The organism is Brevibacillus massiliensis, assembly GCF_000311785.1.
GTDB classification, from domain to species: domain Bacteria; phylum Bacillota; class Bacilli; order Brevibacillales; family Brevibacillaceae; genus Brevibacillus_C; species Brevibacillus_C massiliensis.
The window spans coordinates 1-17,268 of sequence record NZ_HE978538.1 but is presented as its reverse complement, the minus strand read 5'-3'; the positions used below and the strand labels follow the sequence as shown (position 1 = coordinate 17,268).

At 48.3% G+C, this 17,268-nt stretch carries 15 protein-coding genes and 2 pseudogenes; 8 read left to right on the top strand and 9 right to left on the bottom strand.

Annotated features, from left to right (window positions below):
• Window positions 1-18: 18 nt before the first annotated feature.
• From jag to rpmH, 5 genes are all read right to left on the bottom strand, one after another.
• Window positions 19-642 (bottom strand): RNA-binding cell elongation regulator Jag/EloR, encoded by a 624-nt coding sequence (gene jag, locus HGBM_RS09330; RefSeq protein ID WP_019120834.1) that lies wholly within the window; start codon window positions 640-642, stop codon window positions 19-21.
• Complete coding sequence (yidC, locus tag HGBM_RS09325; protein ID WP_026074293.1) at window positions 639-1,415, bottom strand: membrane protein insertase YidC; 777 nt, start codon at window positions 1,413-1,415, stop codon at window positions 639-641. The genes jag and yidC overlap by 4 nt, the downstream gene beginning before the upstream one ends.
• A 23-nt stretch (window positions 1,416-1,438) precedes the next feature.
• Window positions 1,439-1,666 carry a membrane protein insertion efficiency factor YidD gene (yidD, locus tag HGBM_RS29470; RefSeq protein ID WP_218916990.1) on the bottom strand — a complete coding sequence of 76 codons (228 nt, stop codon included), beginning with the start codon at window positions 1,664-1,666 and terminating at the stop codon, window positions 1,439-1,441.
• Window positions 1,667-1,670: 4 nt separating this feature from the next.
• Window positions 1,671-2,039: a ribonuclease P protein component gene (gene rnpA, locus HGBM_RS09320; protein ID WP_019120831.1), complete on the bottom strand. Its 369-nt coding sequence runs from the start codon at window positions 2,037-2,039 to the stop codon at window positions 1,671-1,673.
• Between the two features lie 144 nt (window positions 2,040-2,183).
• Complete coding sequence (rpmH, locus tag HGBM_RS29465) at window positions 2,184-2,318, bottom strand: 50S ribosomal protein L34 (protein ID WP_003388866.1); 135 nt, start codon at window positions 2,316-2,318, stop codon at window positions 2,184-2,186.
• Window positions 2,319-2,973: 655 nt separating this feature from the next.
• On the opposite strand from rpmH, the gene dnaA reads away from it, so the two are divergent.
• From dnaA to gyrB, 6 genes are all read left to right on the top strand, one after another.
• A complete protein-coding gene (gene dnaA / locus HGBM_RS09315; RefSeq protein ID WP_019120830.1) occupies window positions 2,974-4,335 on the top strand; it encodes a chromosomal replication initiator protein DnaA in 1,362 nt (453 codons plus the stop codon).
• Between the two features lie 216 nt (window positions 4,336-4,551).
• The gene (gene dnaN, locus HGBM_RS09310; protein WP_019120829.1) at window positions 4,552-5,691 is read left to right on the top strand and encodes a DNA polymerase III subunit beta; all 1,140 of its coding nucleotides are present in this window, start codon (window positions 4,552-4,554) and stop codon (window positions 5,689-5,691) included.
• Between the two features lie 23 nt (window positions 5,692-5,714).
• Complete coding sequence (gene yaaA / locus HGBM_RS09305) at window positions 5,715-5,933, top strand: S4 domain-containing protein YaaA (RefSeq protein WP_019120828.1); 219 nt, start codon at window positions 5,715-5,717, stop codon at window positions 5,931-5,933.
• A gap of 15 nt (window positions 5,934-5,948) precedes the next feature.
• Window positions 5,949-7,067, top strand: coding sequence for a DNA replication/repair protein RecF (gene recF / locus HGBM_RS09300; protein WP_019120827.1), 1,119 nt, complete (start codon window positions 5,949-5,951; stop codon window positions 7,065-7,067).
• Window positions 7,018-7,368 (top strand): extracellular matrix regulator RemB, encoded by a 351-nt coding sequence (gene remB / locus HGBM_RS09295; protein ID WP_245552925.1) that lies wholly within the window; start codon window positions 7,018-7,020, stop codon window positions 7,366-7,368. The genes recF and remB overlap by 50 nt, the downstream gene beginning before the upstream one ends.
• A 1-nt stretch (window position 7,369) precedes the next feature.
• Window positions 7,370-9,289: a DNA topoisomerase (ATP-hydrolyzing) subunit B gene (gene gyrB / locus HGBM_RS09290; protein ID WP_019120825.1), complete on the top strand. Its 1,920-nt coding sequence runs from the start codon at window positions 7,370-7,372 to the stop codon at window positions 9,287-9,289.
• A gap of 493 nt (window positions 9,290-9,782) precedes the next feature.
• On the opposite strand, the gene HGBM_RS09285 is transcribed toward gyrB, so the two are convergent.
• The 4 genes and pseudogenes from HGBM_RS09285 to cdaS all read right to left on the bottom strand — a co-directional run bounded on the left by HGBM_RS09285 (window position 9,783) and on the right by cdaS (window position 13,103).
• Entirely contained in the window at window positions 9,783-9,974 is a 192-nt protein-coding gene (locus tag HGBM_RS09285) for a hydrogenase/urease maturation nickel metallochaperone HypA (protein WP_019120824.1), read from the bottom strand.
• 26 nt (window positions 9,975-10,000) lie between these two features.
• A pseudogene (locus HGBM_RS27105) lies at window positions 10,001-10,803 on the bottom strand (YitT family protein).
• Window positions 10,804-10,964: 161 nt separating this feature from the next.
• Complete coding sequence (locus HGBM_RS09275) at window positions 10,965-12,383, bottom strand: glycoside hydrolase family 18 protein (RefSeq protein ID WP_019120823.1); 1,419 nt, start codon at window positions 12,381-12,383, stop codon at window positions 10,965-10,967.
• Window positions 12,384-12,489: 106 nt separating this feature from the next.
• Window positions 12,490-13,103, bottom strand: a pseudogene (gene cdaS / locus HGBM_RS27100) (sporulation-specific diadenylate cyclase CdaS).
• A gap of 244 nt (window positions 13,104-13,347) precedes the next feature.
• On the opposite strand from cdaS, the gene gyrA reads away from it, so the two are divergent.
• Together gyrA and HGBM_RS09260 are read left to right on the top strand one after the other, a co-directional pair.
• Window positions 13,348-15,843, top strand: coding sequence for a DNA gyrase subunit A (gene gyrA, locus HGBM_RS27095; protein ID WP_019120822.1), 2,496 nt, complete (start codon window positions 13,348-13,350; stop codon window positions 15,841-15,843).
• 180 nt (window positions 15,844-16,023) lie between these two features.
• A complete protein-coding gene (locus tag HGBM_RS09260; protein WP_019120821.1) occupies window positions 16,024-17,082 on the top strand; it encodes an HD-GYP domain-containing protein in 1,059 nt (352 codons plus the stop codon).
• The last annotated feature ends 186 nt before the right edge of the window (window positions 17,083-17,268 follow it).

Below are 17,268 nucleotides of genomic sequence, written 5' to 3'. Positions count from 1 at the left end.
AAAAAAAAGAAGCCCTGCTCAGGCTTCTTTGGGTGCAACCACGATATACCGGCGCGGTTCCTCCCCTTCACTATACGTAGTGACATCCATTCGCTTTTGCAAGAAGGCGTGGATGATTTTTCGTTCGGATGCGACCATTGGCTCCAATCGAACATTTCGCTTGGACTGGACTGCTTTTTTTGCCAGGCGATCAGCCAGCTGCTCAAGTGTTTCCTTGCGCCGCAAGCGATAATTTTCTACGTCCAGAATAATCCGGACATGCTTGTCGGCGTGACGGTTAGCTACGACGTTAACAAGATACTGTATGGCATCCAAAGTTTGTCCGCGGCGGCCTATCAACATACCCAGGCTCTCCCCCTGGATATCAAACAGTACGCCTTCTTCATGCGAACCAACCTCGATATTTGCTTGTACATTCATCTTCTGAATCACATCTGCCAGAAAACGGCGTCCCTCTTCCACGGGGTCAAAGACATATTCAACCTCCACCTTCGCTTCACGGGAACCGATGAATCCAAAAAGCCCCTTGCTAGGTTCTTCTAAAACCCGAACAGAGACGCGATCGCGGGAAACCCCAAGTTCCTGTATCGCTTTCTCAACAGCATCGTCAATTGTTTTCGCCGTGGCCACCACCTTTTTCACTTGGCGGTCCCCTCCTTAGGTCTCAACTGCGTATCTTTATTCCTGTAAAGGAAATACGTTTGCACAATTGTAAAGAGATTCCCGTAAAACCAGTAGAGTGAAAGAGCAGCAGGCAGTGTTACCCCGATCGCCAAAATCATCAAGGGCATCATGATCATAAACATCTGCATTTGCGGATTGTTCGGTGTAACGGCCCCCATCATTTTCTGCTGCAGATACGTTGTAAATGCAGCCAATACGGGAAGAATGTAGCCGTACCAACCTATTTCACTGGGATGCAACCCTAGCTGAATGCCGATAAACGTGCTTTTAAAAATTTCCGGTGTGCGAATAATCGCATGATAAAAGGCGATCAGAATCGGCATTTGTACAAGCAAAGGCAAGCAGCCGGCAAGCGGATTGACATTGTTCTTTTGGAACAATAGGACGGTTTCCTGCTGTGCCTTCTGCGGATCATTCTTATGCTTCTCGCGAATTTTTTGCAGTTCCGGCTGAAGCTCCTGCATTTTTTTCGAGCTTTTAATCTGCTTGATCATAAGCGGCAGAATAATGAGCCGGATAATGACGGTAGCAACCAGAATGCCTAACCCGTAACTTCCGAGCAAGGTAGCAGACTCCTTGATTAACCAAGACAACGGCCAGACGAGATACTTGTCCCAAAACGAAGTGGAATCCGGTCCGACGGGAGGAGCGTTTGTTATACTGGTACAGCCTGATAGGATCAGCATGAACCCTAATCCTAGCAAGAGAAAAGTCAGGGTACGCCTTCTCAAAAGATGTTCCTCCTTTAAGTATTTCATAGTCCTTTATCTATATCAGGAACAGGATCAATCCCACCTGGATGAAACGGATGGCATTTGGCTATGCGTTTGACAGCCAGCCATCCTCCCTTTAAGGCACCAAATCTTCGAACCGATTCAAGCGCATAATGGGAACAAGTCGGTGCAAATCGACAACTGGGTGGTTTAAGGGGAGAAATGAACAACTGGTAGCCGCGAATCAACCATATGAAAATGGTAGACATGCCCTCACCCTCTTTTTTTCCTATCCGATTCAACCGATTTCAACACATGTGCCCGCTTCAAAGCGTGGCGAAGCGCACTTTCCAGTTCCTGAAGGGTCAGCTTTTCTACACCCTGACGTGCAATGATAACGAGGTCTTTGGAATGCGTGATTTGTTCTTCCAGATGGGCAACCGCCTGTCTGATCAATCGCTTTACCCGGTTCCGAACAACCGCATTCCCGATCTTTTTACTGACCGAGATCCCGGCGCGAAACCCGGATTGCTCCCGATTTGTCAATGCATAGATGACAAATTGCCGGTTGGCTGCCGATTTCCCCTTCTGAAAGACAATCTGGAAGTCCTCATTTTTTTTCAAGCGATGCGAATGATGCAAGGTGAACAGCCCCTAACATCAACATTATAGTAAAAAAAAGAAGCCACATCCAGCCAGTATTCCCAAATTTCGTCCTCTTTTTTCTATAATGTTTAAACATCTTCCCTTTCTATATAGAAAAAAAAGGCCACGTTCATTGGTGGCCTATGCGGAAAGTACTTTTCTTCCTTTACGACGACGGGCTGCCAATACTTTGCGGCCGTTCTTCGTACTCATACGCTTGCGGAACCCGTGATCCTTTTTGCGCTTGCGGTTATTTGGATTGAAGCTAGGTTTCATTGCGTCACACCTCCGTCCCTTACAGGCATTCTTTCGAATTATAAAAAGTCCAGGGCAAAAAGTCAAGATATCTCCCGGCTTTGGGCAAATACATGACAATGTAAATATCCCCAACTGATTATTTCCCGTACTTGTGGATATTCTCATTATCCACATATGCAGATTTCCCCAGAAATATCTACAGCTTGTACACAAAATATAGGGGTGTGAACATGACGTTTACACAAGTTGTTGTGTTTGTGGATAAGTTCAAAAAAACCATTGATAACACGGAGTTTATTTGATATCATGGTTGTGTTTTGAATCGTGAATAACCCTTGCTAACTGCACTCTTTTCCACAACATGTGGATAATCTTGTGGACAGATTTTCTTCCTTGTGAATTGACTATTCACATGGCTGCGGATAATTGTCTTCTTTTTTTCACTTTTTCAGGCAAAATGAAGTCTGGCCTATGCTGAATTATCCACATTTACGATACAAGAAAGGCTTTGATTAAGCCCTATCGAAGATGCAGTCAGGTCCTTCTTTTGAGGCAATTTTTCACGACGGATGAGGCAGTCTTGAGGAAGGCATGCTTTTTTTATCCCGGAAAAAAATCCCGGAAAAAGATAGACTGTTGGATCCCGTACTATTAAAGAAGGGAGGGATTTTTGTTGGACTCCACAATCACCGATCTTTGGCGAAAGGTACTGGCGAAGATTGAGAAGACATTGAGTAAACCCAGCTTTGACACCTGGTTAAAAGCTACTCAAGCTACAACGCTAGAGGAAGATGCCTTGATCGTAACTGCCCCTAATGAGTTTGCCCGCGATTGGCTGGAAACCCGTTATTCTCCTTTAATCATCGATACACTCTATGAAACGACCGGGGTAAATATGAAGGTAAAATTCATTGTTCCCCAAGATTCCAGTGCCAATCATCAAGACGATCTGCCTGTTTCGCCTGTAAAAAATTTCAATCCATCGGTGATTTCTGACGATCAGCCACCCAGCATCTTAAATCCGAAGTACACGTTTGATACATTTGTCATCGGATCCGGCAATCGGTTTGCCCACGCTGCATCACTTGCAGTCGCGGAAGCTCCCGCCAAGGCGTACAACCCGCTGTTTATATACGGAGGCGTGGGATTGGGCAAAACTCACTTGATGCACGCAATCGGACATTACGTGATACAGCATAATCCAACCGCGAAAGTCGTCTATCTCTCCTCGGAGAAGTTTACAAACGAGTTTATCAATTCCATCCGGGACAATAAAACCGTCGACTTCCGAAATAAATACCGAAATGTGGATGTTTTGCTGATTGACGACATCCAATTTTTGGCGGGGAAGGAATCGACTCAGGAGGAATTTTTCCATACATTTAACGCGCTGCACGAGGAAAGCAAGCAAATTGTCATTTCCTCCGACCGTCCGCCAAAGGAGATTCCGACACTGGAGGACAGGCTGCGCTCCCGCTTTGAATGGGGACTGATTACCGATATCCAGCCTCCTGATCTGGAGACACGCATCGCCATCCTCCGCAAAAAAGCCAAAGCGGAGAACCTGGATATTCCCAATGAGGTGATGATGTACATCGCCAATCAAATCGACAGCAACATTCGGGAACTGGAAGGAGCACTCATTCGCGTCGTAGCTTATTCCTCTCTGATCAATCGGGACATTGATACCCACCTGGCAGCGGAGGCGTTAAAGGATATCATTCCTTCTTCGCGGCCCCGCGTGATTACGATTGCTGACATCCAGCGGGCTGTAGGAGAAGTCTTTAATCTCAAAATGGAAGATTTCAAAGCCAAAAAGCGGACCAAAACAGTAGCATATCCGCGGCAAATCGCCATGTACTTATCCCGTGAGCTGACCGACGCTTCTCTGCCGAAGATCGGCAACGAATTTGGGGGACGCGACCATACGACAGTCATCCACGCTCACGACAAGATATCGAAGGCCATCCTGGTTGACCAGCAACTGCAAGCTACGATCCAGGAATTGATAGAGAAATTAAAGACAAACAACTGACCTGTGAACAAAGAAAAAGCCTATACACACCTTATCCACATGTGTATAGGCTCTCTTTTTCCGCAAATCCCGCGGATATCCACAAACTAACAACCCCTATTACTATTTCTGTTATTATATTAACTAAGGATATACGTAAAGACTCTCTCTTCATCCACACATAATAGCGATGGAGCGAAGAAGTATACCGCCCGAATAGATGGAGGTAATCGTAAAATGCAAATCACGGTTCAACGCGAAAAGTTAGCATTGGCAGTTTCACACGTTATGAAGGCTGTCTCCGGAAAAACAACGATGCCAATTCTTACCGGTATCAAGTTAAAAGCGGATCAAGATGGATTAACGTTGACCGGGAGTGATTCCGATATTTCCATTGAGGTGAATATTCCGCTTGAAGAAGCAGATGAGTGGGGGGTTACCGTTCATCAGCCTGGAAGCGTAGTCTTGACTGCGCGGATCTTCAGCGAGATCGTTCGCAAGCTGCCGGGAAACGAGATTCACATGCAGGTTGACGATCGATTGGTCACCTTCATTCGTTCTGGCCAAGCAGAGTTTACCATTAATGGAATGAACTCGGAAGAATTTCCGCAGCTTTTGCAAATTGAAGACGATAAATCATTTAGCGTTCCCAGTGACTTGTTAAAGACGATGCTGCGTCAAACCTCCTTTGCCGTCTCTACTACCGAAATGCGCCCGATCTTGACGGGAATCATGTGGTCGCTCGAAGACGGGCAGCTTCGCTTTGTTTCCACGGACAGCCATCGTCTGGCCAGCCGGTCGGCGAACGTGGAATGTCCTGCCGATCTGCGCTTTCACAATATTGTTGTACCGGGAAAAAGCTGTAATGAATTAGTGAAAATTCTCGACGATGAACAGACGTTGGTTGATGTCGTCGTCGGCGAAAACCAGATTCTCGTGAAGGCAAACCACATTCTGTTTTTCTCCCGCCTGCTGGAAGGAACCTACCCGGACACTTCCCGGATTATCCCGCAGACGAACAAGACAGAGATCGTCTTTCATACGAAAGAGCTTCTGCAATCGATTGAACGGGCTTCGCTGCTCAGCCGGGAAGGAAAGACGAACGTGGTTCGCCTGGCTACACTGCCGGATGGAAACATTGAAATTTCTTCCAATGCTCCGGAGATTGGCAGGGTTACAGAGGTTGTGGCTGCCAAGTCATTAGACGGAGATGAACTAAAAATCTCGTTTAATGCAAAATATATGATAGAGGCACTTCGATCGATTGACAGCGCCGAAATCAAGGCCAACTTTACCGGAGCTGCCAGTCCGTTCATTATTCGCCCGACCGATCACGATTGGATCCTGCACTTGATCTTGCCTGTTCGCACGTATTAGTTTGACAACGGAGGAGCTGCCACATGGATAAGTCGGTGTCAATTCGCACGGAATACATTCCCCTTGGTCAATTCTTAAAGCTGGCCGGGGTCATTGACACAGGAGGAATAGCGAAGCATTTTCTCGCGGAGGTCCCGATTGCCGTCAATGGCGAACGGGATAACCGCCGCGGACGCAAGCTCTATCCCGACGATGTCGTAGAGATTGAAGGGTACGGGAAATTCAGAGTTACACGGCAGTGAGAGGAGAGCAATCCTTTGTTCTTGCGGGACTTGGCATTAACGAACTATCGAAACTACGGGTCACTTTCGCTTTCGTTTGACGAGCGGATTAATTTAATCGTCGGCAACAATGCCCAAGGGAAGACGAACTTGCTTGAATCGATCTACGTGCTCGCCTTGGCAAAGTCCCACCGGACGGCCAAAGATAAGGAATTGGTCAGCTGGAGAGGGGATTACGCTGTCATCCGCGGCCTGGTCGAACGGCGTTACGGCTCTACCCGTTTGGAGATCCAATTGACGAACAAAGGGAAAAAAGCGAAGGTTAACGGCCTGGAACAGCGGAAATTAAGTGAATACATCGGTGCTCTCAACGTTGTGATGTTTGCTCCCGAAGACCTCGCTATTGTCAAGGGAGCTCCGGCCCAACGGCGGCGGTTTCTGGATATGGAAATTGGCCAGGTTTCTCCTGCTTACCTGTACCATTTGAGTAACTACAACAAGGTTTTGGCGCAGCGAAATCAGCTTTTAAAAGACATTGCGGTGAAAAAAGGCCAATCTTCGGAAATTCTTTTAATTTGGAATACCCAACTGGCTAAATTAACGGTAAAATTGTTGAAGAAGCGTTTTGAGTTCATCCGCAAGCTGGAATCTTGGGCAAGGGATATCCATGCGGGCATCACCGATGGCAAAGAGACGCTTTCTTTGCATTATATAAACTCATCACCCGTAACGGATGAAATGGAACCTCACACCGCTATCGAGCAAATCCTGGCCGCTCTCGAACAATTGTTTGAGCGGGAAAAGCTTCGCGGAAGCACACTGATTGGTCCTCACCGTGACGATTTCTCACTCCAGATCAACGGAATTGATGTGCAAGCGTATGGTTCTCAAGGACAGCAGCGCACCACTGCCCTCTCATTAAAGTTAGCGGAAATAGAATTGATCAAGGAAGAGGTTGGGGAATATCCGATCCTTTTGCTTGATGACGTCTTGTCGGAATTAGACGAAAATCGGCAAACACTGCTGCTTGAAACGATCCAGGATAAAGTCCAGACGTTTGTAAGTACGACGGGTGTGGAAGGCTTAAAACATCAGGTATTACAGCATGCAGCCCGATTTGAGGTACAAGAAGGAAAAGTTCGCATGGAAGGGTAAGGTGGTAGGCGTGTTCATACACATCGGGGGGGATACAGTGGTATTTTCCAAAGACGTTATCTCAATCCTTGACCATCAATCCGTGAAGACTTCGAAAATCACAAGAAAGTTTATTGAAGACGAACGGAGAGTGAAACACTTTGTCGATCACAGCACGGATGAGACAAAATCCTACGTCATCACGAAGGATGCTATCTACTGTTCGCCAATTTCTTCCCTGACCCTGAAGCGACGTGCTCAGTTTGTAGATAGTCTGGACCAGTTTCCTTCTGTACAAACTGACCTTGAGGAGTTGACATAAAATGGAGCAAACAACGCAACATAATTACGATGCCAGTCAGATACAGGTACTCGAAGGTTTGGAAGCAGTCAGGAAACGGCCAGGCATGTACATCGGATCGACTTCAAGCCGCGGACTGCATCACCTCGTTTGGGAGATCGTCGACAACTCCATTGACGAGGCGCTGGCCGGGTATTGCGATGAAATTCACGTGTATATTCGTCCCGACAATTCCATCACGGTTACAGACAATGGGCGCGGGATTCCCACCGGCATCCATGAAAAAACGGGCAAATCGACGGTCGAGACGGTTCTGACGGTCCTTCACGCCGGCGGCAAATTCGGCGGCGGCGGATACAAAGTTTCCGGTGGTTTGCACGGCGTCGGCAGCTCCGTCGTAAACGCTTTGTCGGAGTGGATGGAAGTCGAGGTAAAGCAAAACGGCAACGTATACTTTATGCGGTTTACCCGTGGCGTTCCGGAAGCGGATCTCGCCGTTGTCGGCGAATCGGACGAGACCGGGACAAAGGTAACCTTTAAGCCCGACCCGGAAATTTTCACGGAAACGACTGTATTTGAATACGAAATCCTGCAGAAGCGCATCAGGGAACTGGCTTTTCTCAATAAAGGACTGCGTATTTCCCTTGAAGACCAACGCCCCGGTCAGGAAAAGAAAGAGGTCTTTCACTACGAGGGGGGAATTATCTCCTTTGTTGAGTACCTCAACAAGAACCGGGAAAAGCTGCATGACGAGGTTATCTACTGCGAAGGCGAAAAGGACGGATTGCAGGTAGAAGTTGCCCTGCAGTACAACGACAGCTACGTCAGCAACATTTATTCGTTCGCCAACAATATCAATACGCAAGAGGGCGGTACCCACGAGGTAGGGTTTAAAACGGCCCTTACCCGTGTGATCAACGATTACAGCCGGAAGTTCAACCTGTTGAAGGAGAAGGATGCCAATCTCCAGGGAGATGATGTCCGCGAAGGAATTACGGCGATCATCTCCGTCAAAATTCCCGACCCTCAGTTCGAAGGTCAGACGAAAACGAAGCTGGGCAACTCGGAAGCACGGGGGATTACCGAATCCATCTTCGGCGAGCGGTTTCACAAATTTATGGAGGAAAACCCTGCCGTTGCCAAAAAAATTGTCGAAAAGGCTTTGATGGCGGCAAGGGCTCGCGAGGCGGCCCGCAAAGCCCGTGAAGTGACGCGGCGTAAAAGCGCGCTGGAAGTAGGTTCGCTGCCGGGAAAACTGGCTGATTGCTCTTCTAAGGACGCTTCTGAGAGCGAACTGTTCATCGTTGAGGGGGATTCTGCAGGAGGTTCGGCAAAGTCCGGGCGCGACCGCCACTTCCAAGCGATCCTGCCTCTGCGTGGGAAGGTCCTGAACGTAGAGAAATCGCGGTTGGATAAGATTTTGAGCAATAACGAAATTCGCGCGATCATCACGGCGCTCGGCACCGGGATCGGCGAGGACTTCGACATCAGCAAAGCTCGTTACCACAAGACGATTATCATGACCGATGCCGACGTGGACGGTTCGCATATTCGCACGCTGCTGCTGACGTTCTTCTACCGCTACATGCGGCCGTTGATTGAACAAGGGTATATCTACATCGCCCAACCGCCCCTGTACAGCATCAAACAGGGAAAGACGCTGCATTATGCATACAGTGACCGGCAGCGGGACGAGGTACTGGCCAGTTTAAAAGAGGTGCCAAAACCCTCTGTCCAACGCTACAAAGGTCTCGGCGAGATGAACGCTGAACAGCTGTGGGATACGACGATGGACCCGAATGCCCGTACGCTGCTTCAGGTCAGCCTGGAAGACGCGATGGATGCGGATATGGTGTTTGAAACCCTGATGGGCGATGAAGTTGAGCCGCGCCGCGAGTTTATTGAGGAATTCGCGAGAAACGTCCGGAATCTGGATATCTGATGCGATTTTTCGGCAACAGGCCATAGACCGGTAAAGCTTGTCCTTCACTGGGCAAGCTTTTCTCTTGCATGAATGTTGCGTGAGGTCCGTCTGGAAAACCTGATTGTGCCGTTTTCCATCCAATACACCAAACCAGTCTAAAGCCTCGCAGCGATCGCTCTAGACCGGTTTGGGATTTTTATTCTTGCGAAGCTGATTTTGAAATAATGCCGATTGTGCATGGATATGCCTTTGTTGAATCCGCCTTCTCTGCTGCATGGGAACACCGTAACTTCCCCCGGCTCTCTTCCTGTTAAAACGGCATCGACAATAATCAGCAATTCAGCATGGCGAGTCATCTCCAAACTACCAGTTTGCGCAACATTGGGCACTGCTTGGTTTTGTGGGGGGGTAACAGAAGCCGAATCAAATCATTCCGTTCAGCGATTCGTTTCCCTGCAGGACTTGCCGCTGAAGATAAACCCGTTGGTTCAAGTTGTTAATCTCCTTCCACCTAGTCGATGTACAAGTCGCGGCCCGCGGTGCTCTCAATCTCTAAAATGGCCGTTTTCGCACAAGAGTTTTTCTTTATACAGGAAAAGGCAAACAAAAGAGCGTCCGGAATAACCATCCATTGGCTGCCGACAATCACTTTCATTCGGGTAACAGAGGTAATTCCGGCTTCTTGTGCCGCAGTTTGAACCAAGTCAGGCTTCTTTTACCAGAACGGGTTTATTTAAAATTGCCTCCCAACACGTCTGAAACATGTTCAATGGCGATAAAAGCTTTTTTGTCGAATTCCTGGACGATCGCCTTCAGCTTTGCCACTTCGAGACGATTGACCACACAGTAAATAATATGGGTGTCTTCCTTGCTAAAACCGCCTTTCCCGTAGAAGAAAGTGGTATTTCGCCCCAATCGATCCATGATCGCTTGAGAAATTTCTTCGTATGCGCCCGATATGATCGTCACTGACTTCGATTCGTCCCATCCTTCCACCACCACGTCCATCACTCTGGAAGCGATGTAGTACGTAAAGATGGAGTACATGGCAGAATCCCAGCCAAAGACAAAACCGGCCACGATGAAGATGAAAACATTGATGAACAGGATAATTTGCCCGACGGGGATGTTCGTTTTTTTGGAAATAAGAATGGCGACGATCTCTGTTCCGTCTAGTGAACCGCCGAATCGCAGGACGAGACCAACGCCTAAACCGAGAATCAAGCCGCCAAACAGGACCGCGAGAATTTTCTCATTGGTAAAAGGCTGGACATGGTGCAGCAGTACCGTACATACAGACATCACAGCGATGCCGTACAGCGTTGAGAAGGCAAAGGTTCTGCCGATTTGTCTGCGGCCCAGAAGAAAGGGAGGTTCAGCACGAAAATAAAGATCCCGAGTGAAATCGGGGTGACTTTGGACAAAATAATGAATACCTCTAAAGCAAGGGCCATTAATACGGCTCCAAGGGTGATAAAAATGAACTTTTGCAGGAGTTCGATTGGTGTCAGTTTCCTGTCGACATGAGCCATTGTATAGAAGCACCCCCTTTGTCATCAGAGACCAGATGTGAGCTAAAACGTGTAGATTATGCCCATTCTTTTTGAAAAAACTCAACCCAACTCCACAGGGGAAGTTGGGTTTCATCTCCAGCCATTCGGATGAGTTTACTGTTGGCAGGTTACAGTGCCTATCATGCCTGTCGATATTTGCGAATGCGAAAATGATCGTTTAGCAGCACCCAATTTTGCGGAAAGGGAAAGCCTAATTCCCAGTAACTAATGCCGCGCAAATTGTACTCCTGAACCAGATTAAGCTTGGCCAGGACGCTTCGGGCATCTTCAAACCAGACTTCATGGGGACGTCCCTGTTCGTCGGTGTACCGGTATAATGGGGATTGGGATCGTGGGTCGTACTGGATTTCAACACGGTGTTGAACAGCCAGGCGAATCGCTTGCTGCATACTGAACGTCTTTGCTTCCCGGCCCCGGACATGCGGAAGGAGCCAATCGCGTGCATATAATTCAATCCCCATCAGTATCTTTTCTTTAGGAATGACAGTCGTGGCGTAATCAAGCACGGCGCGGATCTGGTCAATCGGCGAAATGGCTTGGGGAGGGCCGAGCCGATACCCCCACTCGTACGTCATGAGTACGACGAAGTCAAGAATTTTCCCGTGTACAGAATAGTCTTGCGCTTCGTACAGCAAGCCCTTTTGTTCCCCTGTCACCTTGGGAGGAAGCGATGAGGAGACAAAAAAACCTTCGGGGTGCAGACGATCTGCCGTCCGTTGCAGGAATTGGTTGTAAAACTGGCGATCACTGGGCAAAACGTTTTCGAAATCGATATTTAAGCCGCGGTACCCTTTTGCGCGCATCGTCTCAACGATGTTTGCCAACAGCCGGTTTTGCCGCTCCGGGCTGCTAAGGACGTCGTGGGCAACATCTGAACCAAACTCTTCGGCGGTAAAATTGGCCAGGGTCATCACCGGAACGATCTGGTTGGACACAGCGGCCCCGATAACTGCGGTATCTTGTATCGATTCCAGACTGCCGTCACTTTGGATCCGGTAGGCAAAAGGGCTGATATAGGTAAGAAACCGGTTGAGGTAACGGATTTCCTCAACGCCGGCTTCGCCAAATTGGCTGGTAAAGGCGTTGACTTCAATTGTCGGTTTGGGCTTATCCGGTATTTTTAACACGATCCCCGGGTAGAGAAGGGCAGGGTCTAACAACTGATTGGCTCTTGCAATCGCTTGAACGGTTGTACGATACTTCCGGGCGATCAGCCAAATCGTTTCGCCGGGTCTGACGACATGTGTAACGGGGATGGTTAGGACCTGTCCCGGATAGAGAAGGGCAGGATTTGTCAGCTGGTTGGCCTCTGCAAGTTCTCCTGTAGAGATGGCGTAACGTCGGGCGATGACAAACAGGTTTTCGCCCGGCTGGACGACGTATTCTCGGTCTGGTTCGGGAATGAGAAGTGCTTGACCAACCAGCAATATATTGAACTCTGGCAGCTGGTTGAGCACAGCAATCTGGTTAGCTTCCACCCCGAAGCGTTGCGACAGCAGCCATAGGGTCTCTCCTCTTTGCACGACATGAATCTGCACGGACGTACCTCTCTTTCTCATAACACTTAGGGTACTTTATTCCGCAAATGTTCCGTATGTTCCATACCGGGAAAGCGGGCCGGTAAAACACCGGTTAATGCCAGGATTATGTGGTAATAACTGGATAAAGGCTACCGTTTGAAGCAAAAGAGGCTTTTCCGGTCTCCTCGGAGACAACCAGGACGATGGCGTCACTTTGCTCCGATAACCAAGGGCTGCCCGGTGGCGAGTGCCAAGCTTCTTTCCTTCGTTTGACCAGTGGGAAAGCGGGAGGACGTTTGCCGCTGATACAATCTGGTTGGATTGGATCAAGACAGCCCCGTCGTGGAGCGGGCTGCCGGGAAAAAAGATGGATTCCAACAGCGAGTGGGAAATCGTGGCTCCGATCGGAATCCCGTGTTGGATCAGGTCATCAAGCGGGTCGTTCCGCTGAACGACGATCAATGCCCCATACCGTCGTGCCGAAAGGTGCTGGATGCTGATCGACAGATCCAAATATTTATCCGTAAACGGCGACAGGTAACAATTTAGATAAAAGGTAGCAGCTGCTGATTCAATCTGGATAAATTTTTCCCTGATCTGCTCAAATTTGCCGAGCAGACATTGCTGGTCTTGATCCAGACCTACCAAGCTTTGTTGAATATCGAAAAGGATTTGTTCCAGGTCTTGTTTTATCTGCAGTTTCATGGGAGAGAAATCACAGTCTGCCGGTTGTTGCATGCATATCCCTCGATTCATTGTTGCTGATGTGTGCTATCATAAGAGTATTGCCTTTCACTTATGATTCTATATTCCTTGATTGGCGCGTCCCGCGTCTGCGGCGCCGAGCTTGAATGGAAACGAGGTGGCATCAGCCCCTCGTTTATTGTTCCCAACTTTAGCGGTCATTCGTGTATTTGGACGGGGTATACCATTATGTGATATAATTAACTATTGTTGAATACCTTTTGGAGGTTTATCGTTTATGGCAGAAGAAACGTCTCGGTTTCCAAAAGTAGATATTAGTCAGGAGATGCGCAGTTCGTTCATTGATTACGCAATGAGCGTTATTGTCAGCCGGGCTTTGCCTGACGTACGGGATGGTCTAAAGCCGGTGCATCGTCGCATCCTTTACGCAATGCATGACATGGGTCTCACTCCGGACAAGGCGTTTCGTAAGTCGGCAAACGTAGTCGGGGAAGTAATGGCGAAGTATCACCCTCACGGAGATTCCGCCATTTATGAAACCCTCGTGCGTTTGGCACAAGATTTCAATATGCGTTACATGCTGGTTGAAGGACAGGGGAACTTTGGTTCTGTTGACGGCGATCCGGCGGCGGCCATGCGTTATACAGAGTCCAGAATGTCCAAAGTAGCCCTTGAACTTCTTCGCGATATCGATAAAGACACGGTTGATTTCGTTCCCAACTACGACGGGCGCGAAAAGGAGCCGGTCGTCCTTCCTTCCCGATTCCCCAATTTGCTTGTAAACGGCGCTTCCGGGATTGCGGTGGGAATGGCTACGAACATCCCTCCTCACAATTTGGGCGAAATCATTGACGGGGTTACTGCGATGATTGACAACCCCGATATTACGGTTCAGGAGTTAATGAAAATCATCAAAGGCCCTGATTTTCCGACAGCGGGAGAGATTCTCGGCTACAGCGGAATCCGGAAAGCGTACGAAACAGGGAAAGGCTCCATCGTCATGCGGGCCAAAGCGACGATCGAGGAGCACAACAGCAAATCCCGCATCATCGTGACGGAAATCCCGTTTCAAGTAAACAAAGCGCGATTGATCGAGAAGATCGCCGAATTGGTTCGAGAGAAGAAGATCGACGGTATAACTGATTTACGTGACGAGTCTGACCGCAAGGGGATGCGGATCGTCATCGAGCTTCGCCGTGACGTGGTTCCGAAGGTCGTACTGAACAATTTGTATAAACAGACGCAAATGCAATGCACCTTCGGAGTCAACATGCTGGCGCTGGTAGACAATCGCCCGCGTGTCCTCAATTTGCGCGACCTTATCTACCATTATTTGGAACACCAACGCGTGATCGTTCGCAGGCGCACCGAATACGAACTGAGACAGGCGGAAGCCCGTGCCCACATATTGGAAGGCTTACGCATTGCGCTTGATCACATAGACGAGATTATCAGTCTCATTCGCGCTTCCCGGACAACCGACGAGGCAAGGGAAGGGCTGATGACGAACTTCGGTCTCAGCCACGAACAGGCGCAAGCGATCCTCGATATGCGACTCCAGCGTTTGACCGGGTTGGAGCGGGAAAAAATCGAAAACGAGTATCAAGAACTGGTCGCCAAAATTGCCGAATTGCGTGCGATTCTCGCTGATGAACAAAAGATTTATCACATTATCAACGAAGAGTTGTCCGAAATTCGCGCGAAGTACGCCGACGAGCGCCGGACGACGATTACCTTTGACGAAAACAGCATTGAAGATGCTGACCTGATCCCCGAGGAGGATGTGGTGATCACATTAACCCATGGCGGATATGTGAAACGCTTGCCTGTTTCCACCTATCGCAGCCAAAAAAGGGGAGGCAGGGGCGTCCAAGGCATCGGGACGCGGGACGATGACTTTGTCGAGCATCTCTACATCACCAACTCCCATGACTTCCTCATGTTCTTCACCAATAAGGGGAAAGTATACCGCTTGAAGGCGTATGAAATTCCCGATTTGAGTCGAACGGCCAAAGGTACGCCGATCATCAACCTGATTCAAATCGAAAAGGGTGAACGCGTCAGCGCCGTGATTCCGGTGAAGGAATTCCGGCAAGACAACTACCTCTTCTTTGCGACGAAAAAGGGGATTGTCAAGAAAACCGAGCTGTCGTCATTTGAACATATTCGCAAGGTAGGGTTAATTGCGGTTAACCTGCGCGAGGATGACGAGTTAATCGGTGTTCGCCTCACGGACGGCAACCAGGAAATTATCATGGGTACGAAACTGGGAATGTCGGTACGATTCCCGGAATCTGACGTTCGCACGATGGGGCGGGTCGCCACGGGTGTGAAAGGAATTACCCTTGATGATGACGATGACGTCATTGACATGGACGTCGTCAAACCTGATGCCGACGTTCTTATCGTTACCGCGAAAGGCTACGGAAAGCGAACGCCAATCTCCGAGTACCGCATCCAATCCCGCGGCGGCAAAGGGATCAAGACCCATAACGTGACGGAACGAAGCGGCTACGTGGTAGGCTTGAAAGTAGTCGAGCCTAATGAGGATTTAATGATTGTGACAGTAGCGGGTATCATTATTCGCCTTGAAGTAAAAGGCATTTCCACCATGGGACGCTATACGCAAGGTGTAAAATTGATCCGCTTGGGCGAAAACGAAGAAGTCGGTTCCGTAGCCAAGGTAACAGCAGAAGAGGACAGCGAGATCGATTCACATCCGGATGAAGCTGGAGAATCTCTCGCGGACGATGAGAACACGCAAGAAGAGTAGCTTGAAATCAATGGAGAAGTAGAACGGTTTCCATTCAGGAGCCGTTCTTTTTTTGTATGTCCAGGGCAATCTTCCTCTTGTAAAACAGGCCTAAGCAATTGATGTTTTAATAGGTAAATAGTACTATAAACCTTAGAACGAATGTAACAAGTTATAAGTCTTTAAGCCTGGAGGTCCCTTATGCCTGTCATTGCTATAAAAAACTCAATGGGATTTTGTTTAGCTGAGGATGTTCATACTTCGCTGGGCGGATTGTTATTCAAAAAGGGAACTGTGGTAAAGGAAAGGGAATTGGAGATTCTTGAATCGTTCAAGATTGCGAAAGTAACGGTGGATGAATTGGCACCCCAAAAACAGGATGCGGACGGAAAAGAAGAGGTCGAGTCTTTAAAGCCAGTTGATCAAGAGTTTATTCGCACGTATAAAGAGGCGGTACAATCTTTTAAAAAGTTGATGCTGCACGTAATGGGCGGCCAACATATTCCCGTCATGGAAGTGCGAAAAATCCTCGCTTCGTTACTTCCGATTGTTCAAGATCATCCAAATATTTTAATGTGGCTTCCGCAAGTGTCTAACGAGGAAGAATACGTCTGTGGACACTCTGTTGCGGTAGGGATGCTGTCATTTATGATCGCCAAGTGGATGAAACTTCCGGAAAAAGAGTGGGTGCAGATATCTCTTGCAGGAATTCTCCATGACATAGGCAAGACAAGAATCGACCCAAAAGTTTTATGGAAACCAACACGATTAACCGCGATTGAATATGAGGAAATGAAAAAACACACTATATACGGATATCAATTGACGAAAGGGGTTTCCGGGTTAAGCGAGGGAGTTGCGCTTGCTGCCTTGCAACATCATGAAAGGGAAGACGGTTCCGGATATCCCCTTGGACTAGTCGGCAATAAACTCCATATCTACAGTAAAATTGTAGCAGTTGCCGAGGTTTACCACGGCATGTGTTCTGATCACCTTCATAAAAAAGCAGTCTCTCCATACCAGGCTGTTGAACAGCTGCTCAAGGATAGTTACGGAAAGCTGGATCCGGCTGTGGTACATACATTTGTCAATGGGCTTACCCAGTTTTCCGTAGGGACGACCGTTGAACTGACTGACGGGTCAATTGGAAAAATCATTTTTGCCGATCGCAACGATCCGACCCGCCCTTTGGTGGAGTTAAACGGCAGAGTGATTAATTTGGCAGAGGCACGGCAGCTGTTTATCAAGAGGATTGTCTAGGGGATCAGGCATTTGGTCAAAAAAAGTTGTTGCTTTTACTTATTAAGCCGTGATACTATTTAAAAGTTGCTGTTTGAGAGGGTTCAGAAAAACTTTTTTAAAAAAAGCTATTGACTTATAAGAGTCCGATATGCTATATTAATAAAGTCGATTCTGACAAAACGACAACGACAAAAATGCTCTTTG